The 17,786-nt window shown below is 72.8% G+C and carries 13 protein-coding genes; 10 read left to right on the forward strand and 3 right to left on the reverse strand.

The window, feature by feature from the left end; all coding sequences use genetic code 11:
* Positions 1-15: 15 nt before the first annotated feature.
* The 3 genes from FB558_RS29605 to FB558_RS29615 form a co-directional block, all read right to left on the reverse strand.
* Positions 16-882 carry an alpha/beta fold hydrolase gene (locus tag FB558_RS29605; RefSeq protein ID WP_142058884.1) on the reverse strand — a complete coding sequence of 289 codons (867 nt, stop codon included), beginning with the start codon at positions 880-882 and terminating at the stop codon, positions 16-18.
* 47 nt (positions 883-929) lie between these two features.
* Positions 930-2,213, reverse strand: coding sequence for a competence/damage-inducible protein A (locus FB558_RS29610; RefSeq protein WP_142058886.1), 1,284 nt, complete (start codon positions 2,211-2,213; stop codon positions 930-932).
* Between the two features lie 136 nt (positions 2,214-2,349).
* On the reverse strand, positions 2,350-3,309 hold the full coding sequence (locus FB558_RS29615; RefSeq protein WP_246106828.1) for a patatin-like phospholipase family protein: 960 nt from the start codon (positions 3,307-3,309) through the stop codon (positions 2,350-2,352).
* Between the two features lie 204 nt (positions 3,310-3,513).
* On the opposite strand from FB558_RS29615, the gene FB558_RS29620 reads away from it, so the two are divergent.
* The 10 genes from FB558_RS29620 (at position 3,514) to FB558_RS29665 (ending at position 17,751) form a co-directional block, all read left to right on the forward strand.
* A complete protein-coding gene (locus tag FB558_RS29620) occupies positions 3,514-4,779 on the forward strand; it encodes a glycosyltransferase family 2 protein (protein ID WP_170231581.1) in 1,266 nt (421 codons plus the stop codon).
* Between the two features lie 573 nt (positions 4,780-5,352).
* Positions 5,353-6,363, forward strand: coding sequence for a 2-dehydropantoate 2-reductase N-terminal domain-containing protein (locus FB558_RS29625; RefSeq protein WP_142058892.1), 1,011 nt, complete (start codon positions 5,353-5,355; stop codon positions 6,361-6,363).
* On the forward strand, positions 6,360-7,616 hold the full coding sequence (locus FB558_RS29630) for a glycosyltransferase (protein ID WP_142058894.1): 1,257 nt from the start codon (positions 6,360-6,362) through the stop codon (positions 7,614-7,616). Before FB558_RS29625 ends, FB558_RS29630 begins: the two co-directional genes overlap by 4 nt.
* The gene (locus FB558_RS29635) at positions 7,613-9,814 is read left to right on the forward strand and encodes a right-handed parallel beta-helix repeat-containing protein (RefSeq protein ID WP_142058896.1); all 2,202 of its coding nucleotides are present in this window, start codon (positions 7,613-7,615) and stop codon (positions 9,812-9,814) included. Before FB558_RS29630 ends, FB558_RS29635 begins: the two co-directional genes overlap by 4 nt.
* 13 nt (positions 9,815-9,827) lie before the next feature.
* Positions 9,828-10,745 (forward strand): polysaccharide lyase, encoded by a 918-nt coding sequence (locus tag FB558_RS29640; protein ID WP_211366907.1) that lies wholly within the window; start codon positions 9,828-9,830, stop codon positions 10,743-10,745.
* Positions 10,746-10,788: 43 nt separating this feature from the next.
* Positions 10,789-12,141: a right-handed parallel beta-helix repeat-containing protein gene (locus FB558_RS29645; protein WP_142058898.1), complete on the forward strand. Its 1,353-nt coding sequence runs from the start codon at positions 10,789-10,791 to the stop codon at positions 12,139-12,141.
* A gap of 161 nt (positions 12,142-12,302) precedes the next feature.
* Entirely contained in the window at positions 12,303-13,100 is a 798-nt protein-coding gene (locus FB558_RS29650; protein ID WP_170231582.1) for a polysaccharide lyase family 7 protein, read from the forward strand.
* Positions 13,101-13,553: 453 nt separating this feature from the next.
* Complete coding sequence (locus tag FB558_RS29655; RefSeq protein ID WP_142058902.1) at positions 13,554-14,525, forward strand: 2-dehydropantoate 2-reductase N-terminal domain-containing protein; 972 nt, start codon at positions 13,554-13,556, stop codon at positions 14,523-14,525.
* Positions 14,522-15,745, forward strand: a complete 1,224-nt coding sequence (locus FB558_RS29660) for a glycosyltransferase (protein WP_142058904.1) — start codon at positions 14,522-14,524, stop codon at positions 15,743-15,745. The genes FB558_RS29655 and FB558_RS29660 overlap by 4 nt, the downstream gene beginning before the upstream one ends.
* On the forward strand, positions 15,742-17,751 hold the full coding sequence (locus FB558_RS29665; RefSeq protein WP_142058906.1) for a right-handed parallel beta-helix repeat-containing protein: 2,010 nt from the start codon (positions 15,742-15,744) through the stop codon (positions 17,749-17,751). Before FB558_RS29660 ends, FB558_RS29665 begins: the two co-directional genes overlap by 4 nt.
* Positions 17,752-17,786: the final 35 nt, after the last annotated feature.

Genomic DNA, 17,786 nt, shown 5'->3' on the forward strand with positions numbered 1-17,786 from the left:
AGCACCCGTATCCAGTCACGACCGCAGTAGCGCCTGCAGCGCGAGGAGCGTCTCGGCCGGGCGCTCCTCGGCGACGTGGTGCCCGCAGTCCAGCTCGACGCCCTCGGCCGCCGGTGCCCAGGACCGCCAGACGTCCATGGCGTCGGGCACGCGGCCCACCGGCCCGTGCCGGCCCCACAGCACGAGGGTGGGGCAGCCGATCGTGCGGACACCGCGGTCGGCCTCGTCGTCGGCGACGTCCACGGTGGCGCCCGCCCGGTAGTCCTGGCACATCGCGTGCACGACCTCGGGCCGGGTGTAGGCCGCGCGGTAGGCGGCCACCGCCTCGGGCGCGAACACGCCGCCGGTGCCCCGGAGGAAGAACCCGTCGGGATCGGCGGCGATCAGCCGCTCCGGCAGGTCCCCCGGCTGGGCCAGGAAGAACCAGTGCCACGCCGCGCGGGCGAAGGCGGCGTCGACGCGCGCGAAGACGTCCGCGGTGGGCAGGACGTCCAGCACGCCGAGCGCCGTGACGGCCTGCGGGTGGTCCAGCGCGAGCCGGTAGGCGCAGCGGGCGCCCCGGTCGTGGCCGACCACGGCGAACCGGTCGAACCCCAGCTCGCCCATCACGGCCACGACCTCGGCCGCCATCGCCCGCTTGCCGAACGCGGCCACGTCGCCCTCGGCACCGGGCGGGGCGACGCTGTCGCCGTACCCGCGCAGGTCGGCGAGCACGACCGTGTGGTCGCGGGCCAGTCCCGGCGCGACGAGGTGCCACATGGCCGAGGTCTGCGGGTAGCCGTGCAGCAGCACCACCGGTGGCCCGCTGCCCGCGGTGCGGACGCGGACCCGCGCCCCGGCGGCGGTCTCGACGTCGGCGGTCGCGAAGCCGTCGAGGATCATGGCTCCCACTGGTACCAGGACGCCGCGTTCCACGCTGACGAACGTCGTCAGCGGGGGCTCGCGGCGCGCAGGAGCAGGTGCATCCCCGCGTCCGTGGCGCGCTCCCGGATGTCGGCGCGGCTGCCGGGCAGGCGCGGATCCCGGGCGATCACCTGGCCGTCGCCGGTGGTGACGCAGAAGCAGACGTAGCCCACCGGCTTCGCCTCGGTGCCGCCCCCTGGGCCGGCGACGCCCGTGATCCCGATGCCCACGTCGGCGCCGAAGCGCTCCCTGGCCCCGTCGGCGAGGGCGCGTGCCACCTCCGGCGACACGGCGCCGTGCGCGGCGATCAGCTCCGCGGGCACGCCGAGCAGGTCGGTCTTGGCGGCGTTCGAGTAGGCGACGACGCCGCCCGCGACGTATTCCGAGGAGCCGGCCAGGTCGACGAGCCGGGCGGCGAGCATCCCGCCGGTGCACGACTCCCCGGTGGCGACGGTCCAGCCGCGCTCGCGCAGCGCGGCGGCCAGCAGCTCGTCGGTGCTGGTGCCGTCGGCGCTGACGAGGTGGCGGGCGTGCTTGGCGGCCAGCTCGGCGTGCACCGCGGCGGCCACGGGCTCGGCGCCGGGCAGGGGGCGCAGGTCCACCTCCAGCTCGGAGCGGCGCAGGCAGGTGGTGATCTCGACGTCCGACACGTCCTGCTGCGTCTCGATCTCCCGCAGCGTGGCGGCGATCTCCGACTCGGGCAGTCCGAAGTAGCGCAGCGAACGCGCGCTCGCAGCGGGCACGCCGGCGAGCAGCTCCCGCACGGGCGCGGCCGCCAGCGCGGCGGGCCACATGCCCTGCAGCTCCCGGGGCGGGCCGGGCAGCACCACGACGAGCGGCCCGCCCGGACGGGACACGACGAGGCCGGGAGCGGTGCCGACTGGGTCGAGGGCCAGCGCCCCGCGCGGCACCATCGCCTGCTTGCGGTTCGCCGCCTCCAACGCGGGCCCGCCGAACCCGGTGCGGGCGGCGAACCCGGCGAGGATCCCGGCGATCCGGGCCTGCATCGCCTCGTCGAGCACGAGGTCGACGCCGGCGAACTCGGCCACCACGGCCCCGGTCAGGTCGTCGGCGGTGGGTCCGAGCCCGCCGCTGGTGACGACGAGCACGCAGCCGTCCTCGGCGGCGAGCTGCAGGGCGCGCGTGAGGTCACCGGGCCGGTCCCCGACGAGCTGGACGTGCGCCACCTCGAACCCGAGCGCGGCGAGCTCGCGCGACAACCACGGACCGTTGCGATCGGAGATCGTCCCCGTCAGCAGCTCGCTCCCGGTGACGACGACAGCGGCGCGCGGCCGGACCCCTGCTCCCACGGGGCAGACCGTACGGGATCGCCGCCGCCCGCCTCCCGATCACCGGACGGCCCGTGATCGGCGCGAGGCGTACGCCAGCGCCGTCGCGACGACCGTGGTGTGCGGCTCGGAGCGATCTCGGCGGCGGGCCGCGGGGTCAGGCCGCGACCGCGTCGAGCGCCGCCTCGGCCGACTCGTCGCCGATCCGCACCGCGTCGCCGACGCGGACGGGGTCGACGCACAGCGCCCCCATCCCGGCCGAGCGGGCGGGGCCGATCGCGGCGAGGTGGCCGGGGCCGCGCTCGGGGTGCGCGGCGTCGGTGACCAGCCGCAGGTCCGCTCCGTAGCGGCGGGAGCCCTGCGCGAGGCTGCCGAGCCCGGGGACGAGCCGGTCGAGGGCGCGGGCCCACAGCGACAGGCCGGCGTCGGCGTCGGGGTGCAGGTCGTCGGCGCCCCGGCAGAGCAGCACGAGCACGTGCGTGGCACCGCCGCGCAGGGCGCGGGCCATGGCGAGCGGCTCGGCGACGGATCCGTCCACCCAGCGCCTGCCGCCGTAGGAGACCGGCGGGCCGGACAGCAGGGGGATCGCGGCGCTGGCCCGCAGTGCCTGCTCCCAGTCCGCGGCGGTCGCCATCCCCTCGAGGGTGTGGGCGGTCAGGTCCGCGGTGTCGGTGGCCACCAGGCGCAGCGGCGCCGGCGTGCTGCCGAGCCGGTGCCACGCGAGGGGCTTGCGGTCGCCGAGCACGTCGTGGACGAGGTGGTCCAGCGCCACCACCGGACGCCGCGTGCCGAGCCTGCGCATGTTGATGAACACCTCGGTGCAGAGGTCCTCGGGGTAGCTGGCGGCGCAGGCGGCGGCGTCACCGGTGAGGAAGGCGGCTCCGCTGAAGCCGCCGGACGACGCCCCGTAGACCTCGTCGAAGGCCGGGACGAGGCCGGCGCGGTCGAGCGCCCGCAGCATGCCGGCGACGTAGGCGCCCCGCATCCCGCCGCCACCGATGACCAGCGCGACGCGGTGCGGGTCGGCACGCGCGCCGGGGGCCGAGTCCGCTGCGCGCCGGTCGTGGAGGACGCCGAGGACCTCCCGGTCGCCGTGCAGGAAAGAGGCAGGGGACACCGTTGGCACCCGGAGAGCCTAACGGGACGTGACGGTTCCCCCGTTCGGGAGCCGTTCTCAGGGCCACCACAGACGCTCGACGGGTCCACCGGGCCGTCCTGCCTCCGAACCGGACGAAACGGACACAGATCGCCGCGGCGCGACATACGGTGGGTGTCGACGGAACCACCGCGAAGAGCGGACCCCCTGCGAGAAAGGCTCCGGTTGTCGCCCTGGATCGCTCCTCCCACGCCCACCTGGGTCGGCGAGCTCGACCGCCACGCGACGGTCGAGCCCCTCGTCGTCGACCAGCGCTTCGGCGCCGCCCGCCTGCTGGTCACCTCCGGCGGCACCCCCGTCGGCGTCGTCGAGCTACCCCTCCTCGAGGGGCGGGCGAGCGTGGCCGCACTGCGTCACGCCCTCGAGACCCAGCTGGGCGACGCACCCGACCCGGCCGCGCCGCCCGCCGCGTTCGACCCCGTGACGGTCGTGGTGGCCACCCGCGGCCGGCCGGACAGCGTCGCCCGCTGCGCCCGGGCCCTGCTCGCGGGCGACCACCCGGACATCACGGTGCTCGTCGTCGACAACGACCCGGTCGACGACCGCACGGCCGAGGCCGTGCGGCTCATCGACGACCCGCGCCTGCGCTACGTGCGGGAAGCCCGCCGCGGCGCGTCGGTCGGCCGCAACCGCGGACTGCAGGAGGCCACCACGGAGATCGTGGCGTTCACCGACGACGACACGGAGCCCGACCGGGCCTGGGCCGTCCGCATCGCCGGGGCGTTCGCCGCCGATCCCGAGGTCACCTGCGTGAGCGGGCCGGTGCTCGCCGCCCGCCTCGCCACGGCCGAGGAGCTGGCCGCCGACGGAGCACTGGCCTGGAACAAGGGGTTCGAGCGACGCCGGTTCTCCCTCGCCGAGCCGCCGGCGGACTCACCGATCTTCCCGTTCTCCCCCGGGCTGTTCGGCATCGGCGCCAACCTGGCCGTCCGTGCCGACGTCGCGCGCGGCGTCGGCGGGTTCGACGAGGCGCTCGGCCCGGGCTCGCCCACCCACGGCGGCGAGGACTGCGAGTTCCTCGTGCGCCTCGTGCTCGCGGGCCACGTGCTGGCCTACGAACCGAGCGCGTGGGTGCGCCACCACCACCGCCCCGGCCCGGACGCCCTGCGCGCGCAGCTGCGCGGCTACGCCGTCGGGCTCGGCGCGTTCCTCACGAAGATCGCCCTGGACCGGCGGGCGCGTGCGGCCGCGTTCCGCAGGCTGCCCGCCGCCGTCGCCCGGCTGCGGCACATCTCGGCACGCGAGGGCGGCGCGGGCGACGGCATGCCCACCGGGTCCGGCCGCGACCGGCTGCGCGGCCTCGCCAGCGGGCCGTTGGCCTACCTGCGCGGCCGGCGCGCCGCCCGCCGCGCCGGTGGCCGCGTGCCGCCGCTGGTGGCGGACCCCCCGCCGGCGCCGTCCGGATCGCGGCCGCTCGCCCTCGTGGGCTGACGCGCCCGGCGTCCGGCGCCCGGTGGGGGACCCGGCGCCGCACCGGCGGGGTGACGCACCGCACGCACACGTACGACGCGCCTGGGCCGAGCCCGCGTGGAACACTCCGGGTGATCACTTCTCCCCCGCGCCGGGATGGTGGGAACGCGCGAGGCCGCAGACCGGTTGCGCAATGCGCAGGACTGCGCGCCGAGCGGTCAGTGACGGTCGGCGATGCCCACCCACTCACGACCAGCGGCGCAATGTAAACGGTGAACGGTAGGCAGCGGGAAGTTACTGTTATTCACCGATGCGAGCGCAAATTGGTCCGAGCGAGTGAATCCGATCGTGACGCGGGCCACACGCTTCGGTTACCAAGCGCTGCAGTGCCGCAGGTCACTTCACTCCACTGGATGACGTGACCTTCCAGGACCAGCGCAGCGACCAGGCGAAACCTCGAGCGGACCCCTGTAACGCGACCTCCACTCGTCACGATGGGTGACGTGAGACCTGCGAGATGGTGGATCGGAAGGCTGCGAAACCATCTCGGGCGAGGCGATCGGACCGATCGTCCTGAATTTGGAGGGGCATTCCATGCAGTCGTCGAGGATCTTCATCGTCGGTTCCGGTGTCGTCGGGGCGGCGACCGGTGAGGGGTTCCTGAAGGCCGGGCACGAGGTGACGTTCATCGACGTCTCCCAGCCCCGCATCGCCGAGCTCGCCGCCCGCGGGTTCGACGTCCGCAGCGAGATCGACCTCTCCGCCGAGCCGGAGTCACTGATCTTCCTCACCCTGCCCACCCCGCACGAGGGCCACCGCTACGACCTGAGCGCCTTCGAGGCCGGCACCACCAGCGTGGGCAAGGCACTGGCCGGCTCCCCTGCCCGCCACACCGTCGTCGTCCGCTCCACCGTGCCCCCGGGCACCACCGAGGGCCTGGTCAAGACCACCCTCGAGACCCACTCCGGGATGACCGCCAACGAGGGCTTCGGCCTGGCGTCCAACCCCGAGTTCCTCCGCGCCGTCTCCGCCGCCGAGGACTTCGCCAACCCCTGGATGACCGTCGTCGCCAGCCGCGACCCCCAGACCACCGAGCGCCTGCGCGCCCTGCTCGCACCCTTCGGCGGCGAGCTGCGCACCTTCACCGACCCGGCCCAGGCCGAGTTCATCAAGTGCGCCCACAACATCTTCAACGCCACGAAGATCAGCTTCTGGAACGAGATGTGGCTGGTGGCGCAGAAGCTGGGTGTGGACCTCGACCCGATCGCCGCCACCGTGGCCCGCTCGGCCGAAGGCTCCATCAACCCGCAGTACGGCATCCGCGGCGGAGCCCCCTACGGCGGCGTCTGCCTCCCCAAGGACACCTGCGGTTTCCTCGGCTTCGCCGACAACATCGGCGTCGACATGCCGCTGCTCTCGGCCGTCGTCGAGACCAACGACCGCCTCGCCACCATCGTCTCCGACGAGGTCGACACCGCCACCCACGCCGCGAGCCACGCCCAGCTGCGCGAGAGCGCCGCCACGGCGACCACCGGCACCGCGGCGGCGGACCCGTCGACCGAGGCCGTCGCGGCGAGCGGACGGCAGCAGCACGAGCCGGCATGAACCTGCCTGCCTACTACTACGTGCTGGGCACCCCCATCGGGGTGCTCGGCCTGATCCGCTGGGCCACCTGGCTGATCCGCCGCATCCCCGCGGTGCTGTACAAGCCGATCGTCAACAACTACCGGCTGCCGATGAGCATCGTGGTCCCCACCTACCAGGAGGACCCGGTCATCTTCGCGGCCGCGATCGAGTCGTGGCTGGCCAACGACGTCGAAGAAGTCATCCTCGTGATCGACTCCTCCGACAAGACCTGCCAGGACATCGCCCGGCGCTACCCGGTGACGGTCGTCATCACCGACGTTCCCGGTAAGCGGGACGCGCTCCGCAAGGGGTGGCGCGCCGCGCGCACCGAGCTGGTGGCGCTCGTGGACTCGGACACGATCTGGGCCCCCGACGTCGCGGCCGAGGTGTGCAAGCCGTTCGCCGACCCCCGCATCGGCGGCGTCGGCACGCGGCAGAGCGTGTACGGCACCAAGGGGTTCCTGGCGCGGATCACCGACATGTTCCTCGACCACCGCTACTTCGACGAGAACGCCAGCCAGAGCCTGCTCGGCCAGGCCGTCTCGTGCCTGTCCGGCCGCACTGCGATCTACCGGCGGCAGCTGCTGCTGGAGATCGAGGCGGAGTTCATGCAGGAGGAGTTCTGGGGCGTGCCCTGCCTGTCCGGTGACGACAAGCGCCTCACCACGCTCGTCCTCGAGCACGGCCACCTCACCTACATGCAGCGCACCGCCGTGGTGTGGTCGACGTTCCCCAGCAAGTGGCGGATCTTCTTCAAGCAGCGGGTGCGCTGGGCGCGCAACACCTGGCGCTCGGACATGCGCGCGCTGTCGAGGCCGTGGGTGTGGCGCCACCCGTTCCTGGCCTACACGATGATCGACAAGGGTCTCAGCGGCTTCACCGTCCTGCTGGGCCCGATCTTCCTGGTCACCGCGCTGATCGCCCAGGAGTGGATGGTCGCCGCCATCCTGGTGGCGTGGTGGCAGATCAGCCGCGCTGCGAAGTTCCTGCCCCACATCGTGCGGCGGCCCTCGTCGTTCTTCTTCGTACTGGGCTACGTCGTCGTCTCGTGGATCATGGCGCTGATCAAGCTCCGCGCGCTGATGACGATCCGCCAGCAGAAGTGGGGCACCCGCCAGGTCGCCGTCGAGAACGGGCAGATCGTGCGCACGGAGGGTGCGGGCGGCGACGGATTCGAGGAGGACGAGACCGTGCCACTGCGGATGGTCACCCACGCAGGACGCGCCGCATGACCGCCCCCCGGACGGGCAGCAGGAGGCTCGCGCGGATCATCGCCGCGAGCGTCGCGCTGAGCGCCGTCGCGCTCCCGGTGATGCCGGCCGCCGCCCTGGCGGCGCCGGCCGGCACCGCCGCGGCGGCCGCGCCGGCGCAAGAGACGCAACCGCCCGGGGACAGCGGCGGCAGCGGCGACACCGGCGGCAGTGACACCCCACCCGACAACGGTGGGGATGACGGCGGCAGCGGCGGCGACGGGAACAGCGGCGGTAGCAACGGCGGCGGCGCCAGCAACCCGGAGCCGACCCGCAGGCCCGCGCCGCAGAGCCCCAGGCCCGACCCCGAGGCCGAGGCCCGCAAGAAGGCCGAGGAGCAGGCGGCCAAGGACGAGGCCAAGCGCCAGCGCGAGGCCGAGAAGGCCGCCGAGCAGGCCGCGAAGGCCGCCCGGGAGGCTGCGGAGGATCGCGCCGAAGCGGCCAGGAAGGCGGCCCGCGAGGCCGCCGAGCGGGCCGAGCAGGCGGCGAAGGCCCGGGAGTCCTGGGACTCCCGGGGCAGGCCGCACCAGATGATCACCGTGCGGGAGGACCGCGTCGAGGTCGTCGACGAGGGGCGCCTCGAGACCCTGGTCCCCCGCCGCGGGGGCACGATGTCCCTGCAGGCCCTCGACGACATGGTGCCCCGGGACTGGCTCACGATGGACGGGGGCAGCGCCACGCTCTCGGCCACCCTCGTGCTCACCCCGGGCACGGCGATGGAGATCGGTCCGGACGTCCAGACGCTGCGGCTGACCGGTGGCCCCGAGATCCCCGACGCGTCCGCGATCTACACCGGCGGCGGCCGGTTGAACCTGCAGGGCGTCACGATCTCCTCGATCGACCCGGCGACCCAGCAGCCGCTGCCGTTCGAGGCGGTGGGTCGCCCGTTCATCGAGGTCACCGGGGGCGGCGAGCTCAACGCCACCGACACCACGATCACCGACATGGGCACGCCGGAGCACGGCGAGGAGAGCGCCGAGCCGGGCCTCGGGTTCAACCCGGGCAGCACCGGGTCGCTCGTTCGCACCACCCTGCAGCGCAACAACGTCGGCGTCGAGCTGTCCGAGTCCCGGAACGTGAAGATCGACGGGCTCACGGTCAGCGAGTCCGAGGGCGAGGGCCTCGTCCTCAACGGCGACCAGGGCACGACGCTGGCCGGGATCCGCGCCGAGGGCAACGGCGGCAACGGCGTGTACGTCAGCGGCGAGTCCAACGCCCCGATCACCGGGATCAGCACCGCGGGCAACGGGCTCTACGGCGTCGTCGTGACCGGGCGGCCGGGGGCGCAGGTCACGGGTATCACCACCGAAGGTGACCAGGCGGGCGGGCTCCGGCTCAACCAGGCCGTCGACGTGACGGTCAGCGACTTCACCGCGAACGACCAGCCGATCGGCGTCTTCACCCACGTCGGCAGCACGGGCATCGTGCTCGACGGGCTGAAGATGACCGGCGGGCGCCGCGGCGTGGTGGTCGAGAAGAGCACCACCAACCTCGATCTGCGCAACTCCACGATCGAGGGCTCCCGGGTCTCCGCGGTCAACATCGGCGGCAAGGACATCCGCGTCAACGGCGTGCAGCTCGCGGACGCCAGGGCCGCGGTGCGCCTCGAGCGCGGCTCCGGGCACATCGACCTCACCGGTGTGACGATCGACGGCGGCCGGGACGGGATCGTCGCCTCCGCCGGCGCCGAGGAGGTCGTCATCAACGAGCTCACGGCGAACCACGTCCAGGAGGACGCGATCCGCACCGAGAGCCCGGGCATGCAGATCAACGGCGGCACGATCACCGGTGGCACCACCGGCATCGACGTGGCCGCCGCCGCGACGATCAGCGCCATCACGATCAACGGTTCGAGCGAGGGGATCCACTCCCGCTCCCCCGAGCTGGTGCGGGCCGAGAACATCGCGATCGACGCCATCGACCTGGGCCTCAACGTCGGGCTCGGCAGCCCGTTCGTCCTCGCCAACTCCAGCGTGCACGCCCTGGAGGCGTTCCGTGGGTCGTTCCAGCAGGAGGGTGTGAACAACTTCAGCCTCCCGCCGCTGAACCTCCTGGGCGCCATCGGCGTGCCGCTGATCCTGCTGGCTATCGTGCTGGAGCAGGTGCACAGCTTCCGCCAGCGCAAGGTCGGCGGCAACAAGCGGCGCGTGCCACCGGCGATCCCGGTGGGCGCCGGGTGAGGAGACCCCCGAGATGTTCTCGAGGACGTCCACGTCCCTGAGCTCCGGACGCGCCGTCGCGGCCGTCCTGGGCTCCCTGCTCCTCGGTGTCGCGGGCTGCGGCGCCGGGGAGCAGGACGGCGGACCCGCGACGACGAGCCCCGCGCAAGCGGGCGAGGGCGTCGAGCCGGCCGCCCTCGAGGACTTCCTGGGCAACGACCTGACGATCGCCGAGAAGGGCGACTTCGGCCTCGACATCGCGTCGCTGGTCGACGACCCGAGCGCCCCGGGCGGCACCCTGCTGCGGGCGTCCTACCCGGAGGGGTCGGCCAGCCGCGGGACCGACGGTCCCGACGGCGGCCTGCAGGCCTACATGGAGCTGCCGTCCCCGGCGGAGGTGCTCGACCTGACCTACCAGGTGCGCTTCCCGGAGGGTTTCGACTTCGTCAAGGGCGGCAAACTGCCCGGGCTCTACGGCGGCACGGAGAACAGCGGCGGTGACGTCCCCGACGGCACCGACGGCCTCTCCACGCGCTACATGTGGCGCACCGGCGGGGAGGGCGAGGTGTACGCCTACCTGCCCAGCTCCGAGGAGCACGGCACGTCGCTCGGCCGGGGCTGCTGGACCTTCACGCCCGGCGAGTGGACGACGATGCGCCAGCGGGTGCAGCTGAACACCCCGGGCACGGCGGACGGCCGCATCACCGTCTGGCAGGACGAGCGGCTCGTCCTCGACCGGGGCGGCCTCGAGTTCCGCTCCACCGACCAGCTCGCCATCGACGGCGTCTTCTTCTCCACGTTCTTCGGCGGAGACGACTCGTCGTGGGCGAGCCCGGTGGACCAGCACGTCGACTTCGCGGCGTTCGAGCTCGCCGAGGGCTCCGAGCCGCCGCCCGGCCCGCCGCCGACTCCCGGCGACGACAGCGACTGCGGTACACCCGGCGGGTCGTGACCCCCGCCCACCCGAGCACACCGACCTGAGGAAGACCGAGACGATGGCCATGCCCCCCGCCCGCCGCACGTTGCGCGCCACCACCCTCGGTGTGCTGGTGGCCGCGTCGGCCCTGCTCGCCGGCGCGTGCTCGGCGCCCACGCCGGACCCGCTCACCCGCCAGGAGGCCGCTCCCAAGGCGACGGTCGACCCGGCGCAGCCGTGCAGCCGCGAAGCGCCCGCTGCGACCGGCGGCGAGCAGCAGGCGAGCGGGGACGTCAGCGCGAGCTTCACCGCGGCGACGAACACGATCGAGCTCCGCAGCGGCACCGGCGTGTCGCTGCCCGCGCTGGCGGACGCCGTCGGCAACGACAACGCCCTGCGCGAGGTCGGCGAGGGCGAGTGGGAGCTGCGCGCGGACATCTCCGTGGTCGGGGAGGCCTCGCTGCACATCAAGACGCCCGAGGTGCGCTGGCTGAAGCTGGTGAGCGAGGACGGCAAGATCGCCTCGCTGAAGCCGCTCGGCGGCGGCCTCGAGATCGACGGCTCCTGCATCACGTCCTGGGACCCGGCCACGAACACCGCCGACACCAACCAGGACGACGGCCGCGGCTACATCCTCGCCCGCGACGGCGCCGAGATGAACATCGACAACGCCGAGATCCGGTACCTCGGGAGCGGCGACGTCGAGTCCTACGGCCTGTCCTGGCGCACCGAGGGCACCACCGGGGGCATCACCAACAGCGTCGTCTCGCACAACTACTTCGGCCTCTACAGCTACGAGGTCGGCGGCCTCGTCGTGGCGGACAGCGAGTTCCACGACAACACGCTGTACGGGGTCGACCCGCACACCGGATCGCACGACATGACGATCGAACGCAACGTCGTGCACGACAACGGCAAGCACGGGATCATCCTCGCCGAGGACTGCACCGACAGCGTCATCCGCGACAACATCGTCTACCGCAACAACCACCACGGGATCGTGCTCTACCTGCGGTCGGACCGGAACACCATCGAAGGCAACGACACCTTCGCCAACGCCGCGCAGGGCATCAACATCAACGAATCCAACGACAGCATCATCCGCGGCAACCGGGTCTACGACAACAACGAGTCCGGCATCGGCATCACCCAGACCAGCCAGAACAACCTCGTCGAGAACAACCAGGCCCGCGGCAACAAGCAGGACGGCGTCCGGGTGGTGAGTGAGGCGGCGCAAACCACGCTGCGCGCCAACACGCTCGGCGAGAACGGCCGCTACGGGGTCTACGTCGACGTGGACGGGGATGTCGACATCGCCGACAACACCATCTTCGCCAACCGTTCCGGAATCATGCTCAAGGGCTCGGCCGTGGTTCCCGACGGGGACAACAGCATCTTCAGCAACGCCGAGGATGCGATCGTCAACGACTGACGACGGCACCGCACCGGCGTTGCGCCGGATCACCCGGTAGAACCGGCTCTCCACTCGAACGGGTCCCCTTCACCGAACGCGCGGGCCGCGCGCCGCCTCTAATCTGGGGCGCGTTGTCGCTCCCCGAGAACGGGCGAGGACGTCCGAGCCGGGAGGGACTCGTGTCGCGGATTCCGTCATTGCTCGTCGTCCTCGTCACCGTCGCGCTGCCGCCGCTCCCCGATCCGGACCTGTGCATCGGCGTGTTCGGGTGCCGGCCGGGCGGTGGCACGATCCTGGAAGAGGTCCTCCCGCCGATCTCGGACCTGCGGGTGCCTGCGGACCTGATCGACCTCGGGGACTGGTACCTGACGCTGCCCACCGGTGAGGAGGGCGACCCGGACGACGTCTACCCGCCCGACCTCGCCGCCTTCGACGGCGACTGGTTCCGGCTCAACGAGACGCGCGACGGCGTGGTGTTCCGGGCCAACGCGGGCGGGGTGACGACGGAGAACAGCAACTACCCGCGGTCGGAGCTGCGGGAGATGCGGGACGGCGAGCTCGCGAGCTGGTCGAACGAGACCGGTACGCACACGATGTCCCTCCGGCAGGCCGTCACCCGGATCCCGGAGGTCAAGCCGCACGTCGTCACCGCGCAGATCCACGGCGGGGACGACGACGTCGTGCTGGTGCGCCTGGAGGGTGAGCAGCTGCTCGCCGAGTACGACGACGGCGACAGCTCGGTCGTCATCGACCCGGCCTACGAGCTCGGCACGCCCTACGACCTGCGGATCACCGCGGCCGACGGCCGCATCGAGATCTTCTACGACGGGGAGCTCGCGGCGCGGATCCCGCGCAGCGGGTCGGGCTGGTACTTCAAGACCGGCGCCTACGTGCAGTCGAACCCGGAACGCGGTGACGATCCGGACGCCGTCGCCGAGGTCGTCCTGTACTCGCTCGAGGTGGAGCACTCTGAGTGAGCGGTTCTCCGACCCCCCGGCGGCGGGCAAACGCTCGTGCGGCCGACCGGTTGCGCTCCCGGCGGGGCCACGTCGCCGAGCGGTGCCACCGTCGGCGCCCGATGCGCCGGACGGCTCCTCGCGCCGCGTGAACGGTCGCCCGGCAGGGGGATACGCAGATCTGGCGAAACGGAGCGGAATTCACCGGACCAGGTGTAGTCTGCAGTGACGCACGTCACATCTCTGGTTACGGCCAGTTGAACAAAACCGCCCCACCTTCCCCACAAGAGTCGCTCCACAACGCCTCTATCATGCCGCTGAGCTGGAGCTACACCCCACTCCTCGGGCACGGCCCGGCAGTGTCGGTCACCGACCGTCAACGCCCTCTACACGATCGTGGCACGCGCTATTGCGGAACCATCTCCTCAGGGACGCGACCGGTTCAACCGTCCAGAATGGGGAAGGTGCAATTCCATGCAGTCGTCGAGGATCTTCATCGTCGGTTCCGGGGTCGTCGGGGCGGCGACCGGTGAGGGGTTCCTGAAGGCCGGACACGAGGTGACGTTCATCGATGTCTCCCAGCCCCGCATCGCCGAGCTCGCCGCCCGCGGGTTCGACGTCCGCAGCGAGATCGACCTGTCGGACGAGCCGGAGTCGCTGCTCTTCCTGACGCTGCCCACCCCGAACGACGGGCACCGCTACGACCTGTCCGCGTTCAGCGCGGGCACCGCCGCCGTCGGACGGGCGCTGGCCGCCTCGCCGACCCACCACACCGTCGTCGTCCGCTCCACCGTGCCCCCGGGCACCACCGAGGGCCTGGTCAAGTCCACCCTCGAGGAGCACTCCGGCATGGTCGCGGGCGAGGGCTTCGGCCTCGCGTCCAACCCCGAGTTCCTGCGCGCGGTCTCCGCCGCCGAGGACTTCGCGCACCCGTGGATGACCGTCGTCGCGAGCCGGGACCCCCAGACGGTCGAGCGCCTGCGCGACCTGCTCTCCCCCTTCGGCGGCGAGCTGCGCACCTTCACCGACCCGGCCCAGGCCGAGTTCATCAAGTGCGCCCACAACATCTACAACGCCACGAAGATCAGCTTCTGGAACGAGATGTGGCTCGTCGCGCAGAAGCTCGGCGTCGACCTCGACCCGATCGCCGCCACCGTCGCCCGCTCGGCCGAAGGCTCCATCAACCCGCAGTACGGCATCCGCGGCGGAGCCCCCTACGGCGGCGTCTGCCTGCCCAAGGACACCCAGGGGTTCCTCGGCTTCGCCGACAACATCGGCGTCGACATGCCGCTGCTCTCCGCCGTCGTCGAGACCAACGACCGCCTCGCCACCATCGTCTCCGACGAGGTCGACACCGCCACCCACGCCGCCAGCCACGCCCAGCTGCGCGAGAGCGCCGCGCACGGCGTCGTGGGCAGCGTCCGCCAGCAGCACGAGCCAGCATGAACCTCCCGGTCTACTACTACGTGCTGGGCACCCCTCTCGGCGTGCTCGGCCTCTTCCGCTGGGCCTGCTGGCTCGTCCGGCGCGTCCCCGCGGTGCTCTACCGGCCCTTCCTGGAGGAGCACCGCCTGTCGATGAGCCTGGTCGTGCCGGTGTACCAGGAGGACCCCGAGATCTTCGCGGCGGCGATCGAGTCCTGGCTGGCCAACGACGTCGAAGAGATCATCCTCGTGATCGACGCCTCCGACCGGACCTGCCAGGAGATCGCCCGGCGCTACCCGGTCACCGTCGTCATCACCACCGTGCCGGGCAAGCGCGACGCGCTGCGCCGCGGGTGGCGCAGGGCGACCAGCGACCTCGTGGCCCTGGTCGACTCGGACACGCTCTGGGCCTCGGACGTGGCCCGGGAGGTGTGCAAGCCGTTCGCCGACCCCCGCATCGGCGGCGTCGGCACCCGCCAGTCGGTCTACGGCTCGAAGGGCTTCCTCGCCCGCATCACCGACATGTTCCTCGACCACCGCTACTTCGACGAGAACGCCAGCCAGAGCCTGCTGGGCAAGGCGGTCTCGTGCCTGTCCGGGCGCACCGCGGTCTACCGGCGCGAACTGCTGCTCGAGATCGAGGACGACTTCATGGACGAGACGTTCTGGGGCGTCCCGTGCCTGTCCGGTGACGACAAGCGCCTCACGACCCTCGTCCTCGAGCGCGGGCACCTCACGTACATGCAGCGCACCGCCGAGGTGTGGTCGACCTTCCCCGACCGCTGGCGGATCTTCTTCCGGCAGCGGCTGCGGTGGGCCCGCAACACCTGGCGCTCGGACCTGCGCGCGCTGTCCAAGCCGTGGGTGTGGCGCCACCCGTTCCTCGCCTACACGATGATCGACAAGGGCCTCGCCAGCTTCACGCTGCTGCTCGGGCCGATCTTCATGATCGTCGCGCTCGCCACCCAGAACTGGATCTTCGCGGGCGTGCTCGCCCTGTGGTGGCAGATCAGCCGGTCGGCCAAGCTGCTGCCGCACATCCGCCGCCGGCCGTCGAGCTTCTTCCTCGTGCCGGGCTACGTGGTCGTCTCCTGGCTGATGGCCCTGATCAAGCTGCAGGCGCTGATGACGATCCGGCGCCAGCGCTGGCTGACGCGCGAGGTCGCCGTGGAGAACGGCGAGGTCGTGCGCACCAGCGAACCGGAGCAGCACCCGCAGCGGCGGACGGAGATCGCGGTATGACCGGCCGGCACCGCAGGCGGCGCGACGCCGGGCGGCTGCTCGCGGGATGCGCGGTCGTCGGCCTCGCCGGCCTCCTCCTCGGGACGCAGGCCCTGCCCGGGACCGCGGGGGCGGCGCCGGAACCCGTCGCGGCGCCGCAGGCCGCAGCCCCCACCGCGGCCCAGCAGCTGCCCCTGCTCGCCGCGCGCCCCGCGCAGCCGCCCGAGCCGGACCCCGACGGGAGCAGCGGCCCGTCGGCGGCCCAACGCGCCCGCGCCGAGGCGGCGGAGCGCGCGGCCGAACGCGCCCGCAAGCGCGCGGAGGCCGCCGCGAAGGCCCGCAGGACCTGGGACTCCCGCGGCCGCCCGCACCGGCTGGTGATCGTCCGGGACAACCGCATCGAGGCGGTGACCGACGGGGAGCTCACCCGCCAGGTCCACCGCCAGGGCACCGCGACCCTCGCCACGCTCGACCGGGCCCTCCCCAGTTCCTGGCTCACGGTCACCGACGGCACGGCCGTGCTCGGCGCGGCCGTCGTCCTCACCCGCGGCGCCTCGCTCGAGATCGGTGGCGGTGACATCCGCACGCTCGTGCTGCAGGGCGGCCCGACGCCCCAGGACGCCGCATCGCTCTACACGGGCGGCGGCGAGGTCGCGCTGAACGCCGTCACGATCACCTCGGTCGACGCCGCCAGCGGGCAGCCGCTGCCGCCCACGGTGCCCGGGCGGCCGTTCCTCGTGGTCTCCGAGGGTGGCCGCCTCGACGCCGTCGACAGCACGATCAGCGACCTCGGTACCCCGTCCGGCGGCCTCGACGGCGGCGACCCGGGTGTCGTGTTCAACCGCGGCAGCAGCGGGTCCCTGGTCCGCACCACCTTCCAGCGCAACACCACCGGGCTCGAGCTGTCCCGTTCCGAGGGGGTGAACCTCGAGCAGGTCACGGTGAGCGATTCCGCCGCCGACGGCCTCGTGCTGTCCGGCGATCGGGGCACCACGATGAGCGGGATCCGGGCCATCGGCAACGGCGAGAACGGGGTCATGGTCACCGGGGAGAGCTCCGACCGCCCGGTCTCCGGGATCGTGACGACGGGCAACGGCGGCTACGGCGTCGTCGTGATCGGTCAGACCGGGATGCGGCTCTCCGGGATCGCCACCGCCAGCGACGAGGCCGGCGGGTTGCGCGTGAACCGCTCGACCGACGTGCACGTCACCGACTTCACGGCCACCGACCAGCCCACCGCCGTCTTCACGCACGTCGGCAGCACCGGCGTGGTGCTCGACCACCTGCGGGTCGTCGGCGGCCGGCGCGGCGTGGTCGCCGAGAAGAGCACGCACGACCTCGAGCTGCGCACCTCCTCGATCGAGGGCTCGCGCGTCGCGGGCGTCTCCATCGGCGGCAGCGAGATCCTCGTCAGCGACGTGGAGATCGCCGACACCCGCGCGGGTGTGCGCGTCGAGCGCGGCGCGAGCGGCGTGCGGCTGGCCGGTCTGACGCTGACCGGCGGCCGCGACGGGATCGTCGCGACACCGGGCACCCACGGCGTGGTGATCGCGGATCTGGTCGCGAACCACGTGGAGGCGGACGCGATCCGCAGCGGCAGCGTGGGGGCCGAGATCATCGGCGGCCGGATCACCGGCGGCGCCACCGGCATCGACGTGGCCGGGGGCGCCACCATCGCCGGGACCAGCATCAGCGGGGCGAGAGAAGGGATCCACTCGCGTGCGCCCGAGCTCGTGCGCGCCGACGGCGTGACGATCGACGCGCTCGAGCTGGGGATCGAGAGCGCCCCCGGGAGCCCCTTCCTGCTCACCGACTCGAGCGTGCACGCACTCGAGGCCCTGCGCGGGCAGATCGCGCAGCAGGGCGACAACAACCTGAGCCTCCCTCCGCTCAACCTGCTCGGGGCGATCGGCGTGCCGCTGATCCTGCTGGCCGTCGTGCTGGAGCAGGTGCACTCCACCCGGCAGCGTCGGGTCGGCGTCCACGGACGGCGGTTGCCGCCCGCGGTGCCGGTCGGCGCCGGATGACCGCACGAAACCACAGGGAACCGACCCGACCGGAG

The sequence above is a fragment of the Pseudonocardia kunmingensis genome (genome assembly GCF_006716445.1).
Lineage (GTDB): Bacteria > Actinomycetota > Actinomycetes > Mycobacteriales > Pseudonocardiaceae > Pseudonocardia > Pseudonocardia kunmingensis.

What these genes read in the sequence shown, in the direction of transcription:
- FB558_RS29665 (WP_142058906.1), top strand. Translation starts at nt 15,742, where the DNA reads ATGACCGGCCGGCACCGCAGGCGGCGCGACGCCGGGCGGCTGCTCGCG.
- FB558_RS29605 (WP_142058884.1), bottom strand. Translation starts at nt 882, where the DNA reads ATGATCCTCGACGGCTTCGCGACCGCCGACGTCGAGACCGCCGCCGGG.
- FB558_RS29635 (WP_142058896.1), top strand. Translation starts at nt 7,613, where the DNA reads ATGACCGCCCCCCGGACGGGCAGCAGGAGGCTCGCGCGGATCATCGCC.
- FB558_RS29645 (WP_142058898.1), top strand. Translation starts at nt 10,789, where the DNA reads ATGGCCATGCCCCCCGCCCGCCGCACGTTGCGCGCCACCACCCTCGGT.
- FB558_RS29660 (WP_142058904.1), top strand. Translation starts at nt 14,522, where the DNA reads ATGAACCTCCCGGTCTACTACTACGTGCTGGGCACCCCTCTCGGCGTG.
- FB558_RS29625 (WP_142058892.1), top strand. Translation starts at nt 5,353, where the DNA reads ATGCAGTCGTCGAGGATCTTCATCGTCGGTTCCGGTGTCGTCGGGGCG.
- FB558_RS29640 (WP_211366907.1), top strand. Translation starts at nt 9,828, where the DNA reads ATGTTCTCGAGGACGTCCACGTCCCTGAGCTCCGGACGCGCCGTCGCG.
- FB558_RS29630 (WP_142058894.1), top strand. Translation starts at nt 6,360, where the DNA reads ATGAACCTGCCTGCCTACTACTACGTGCTGGGCACCCCCATCGGGGTG.
- FB558_RS29655 (WP_142058902.1), top strand. Translation starts at nt 13,554, where the DNA reads ATGCAGTCGTCGAGGATCTTCATCGTCGGTTCCGGGGTCGTCGGGGCG.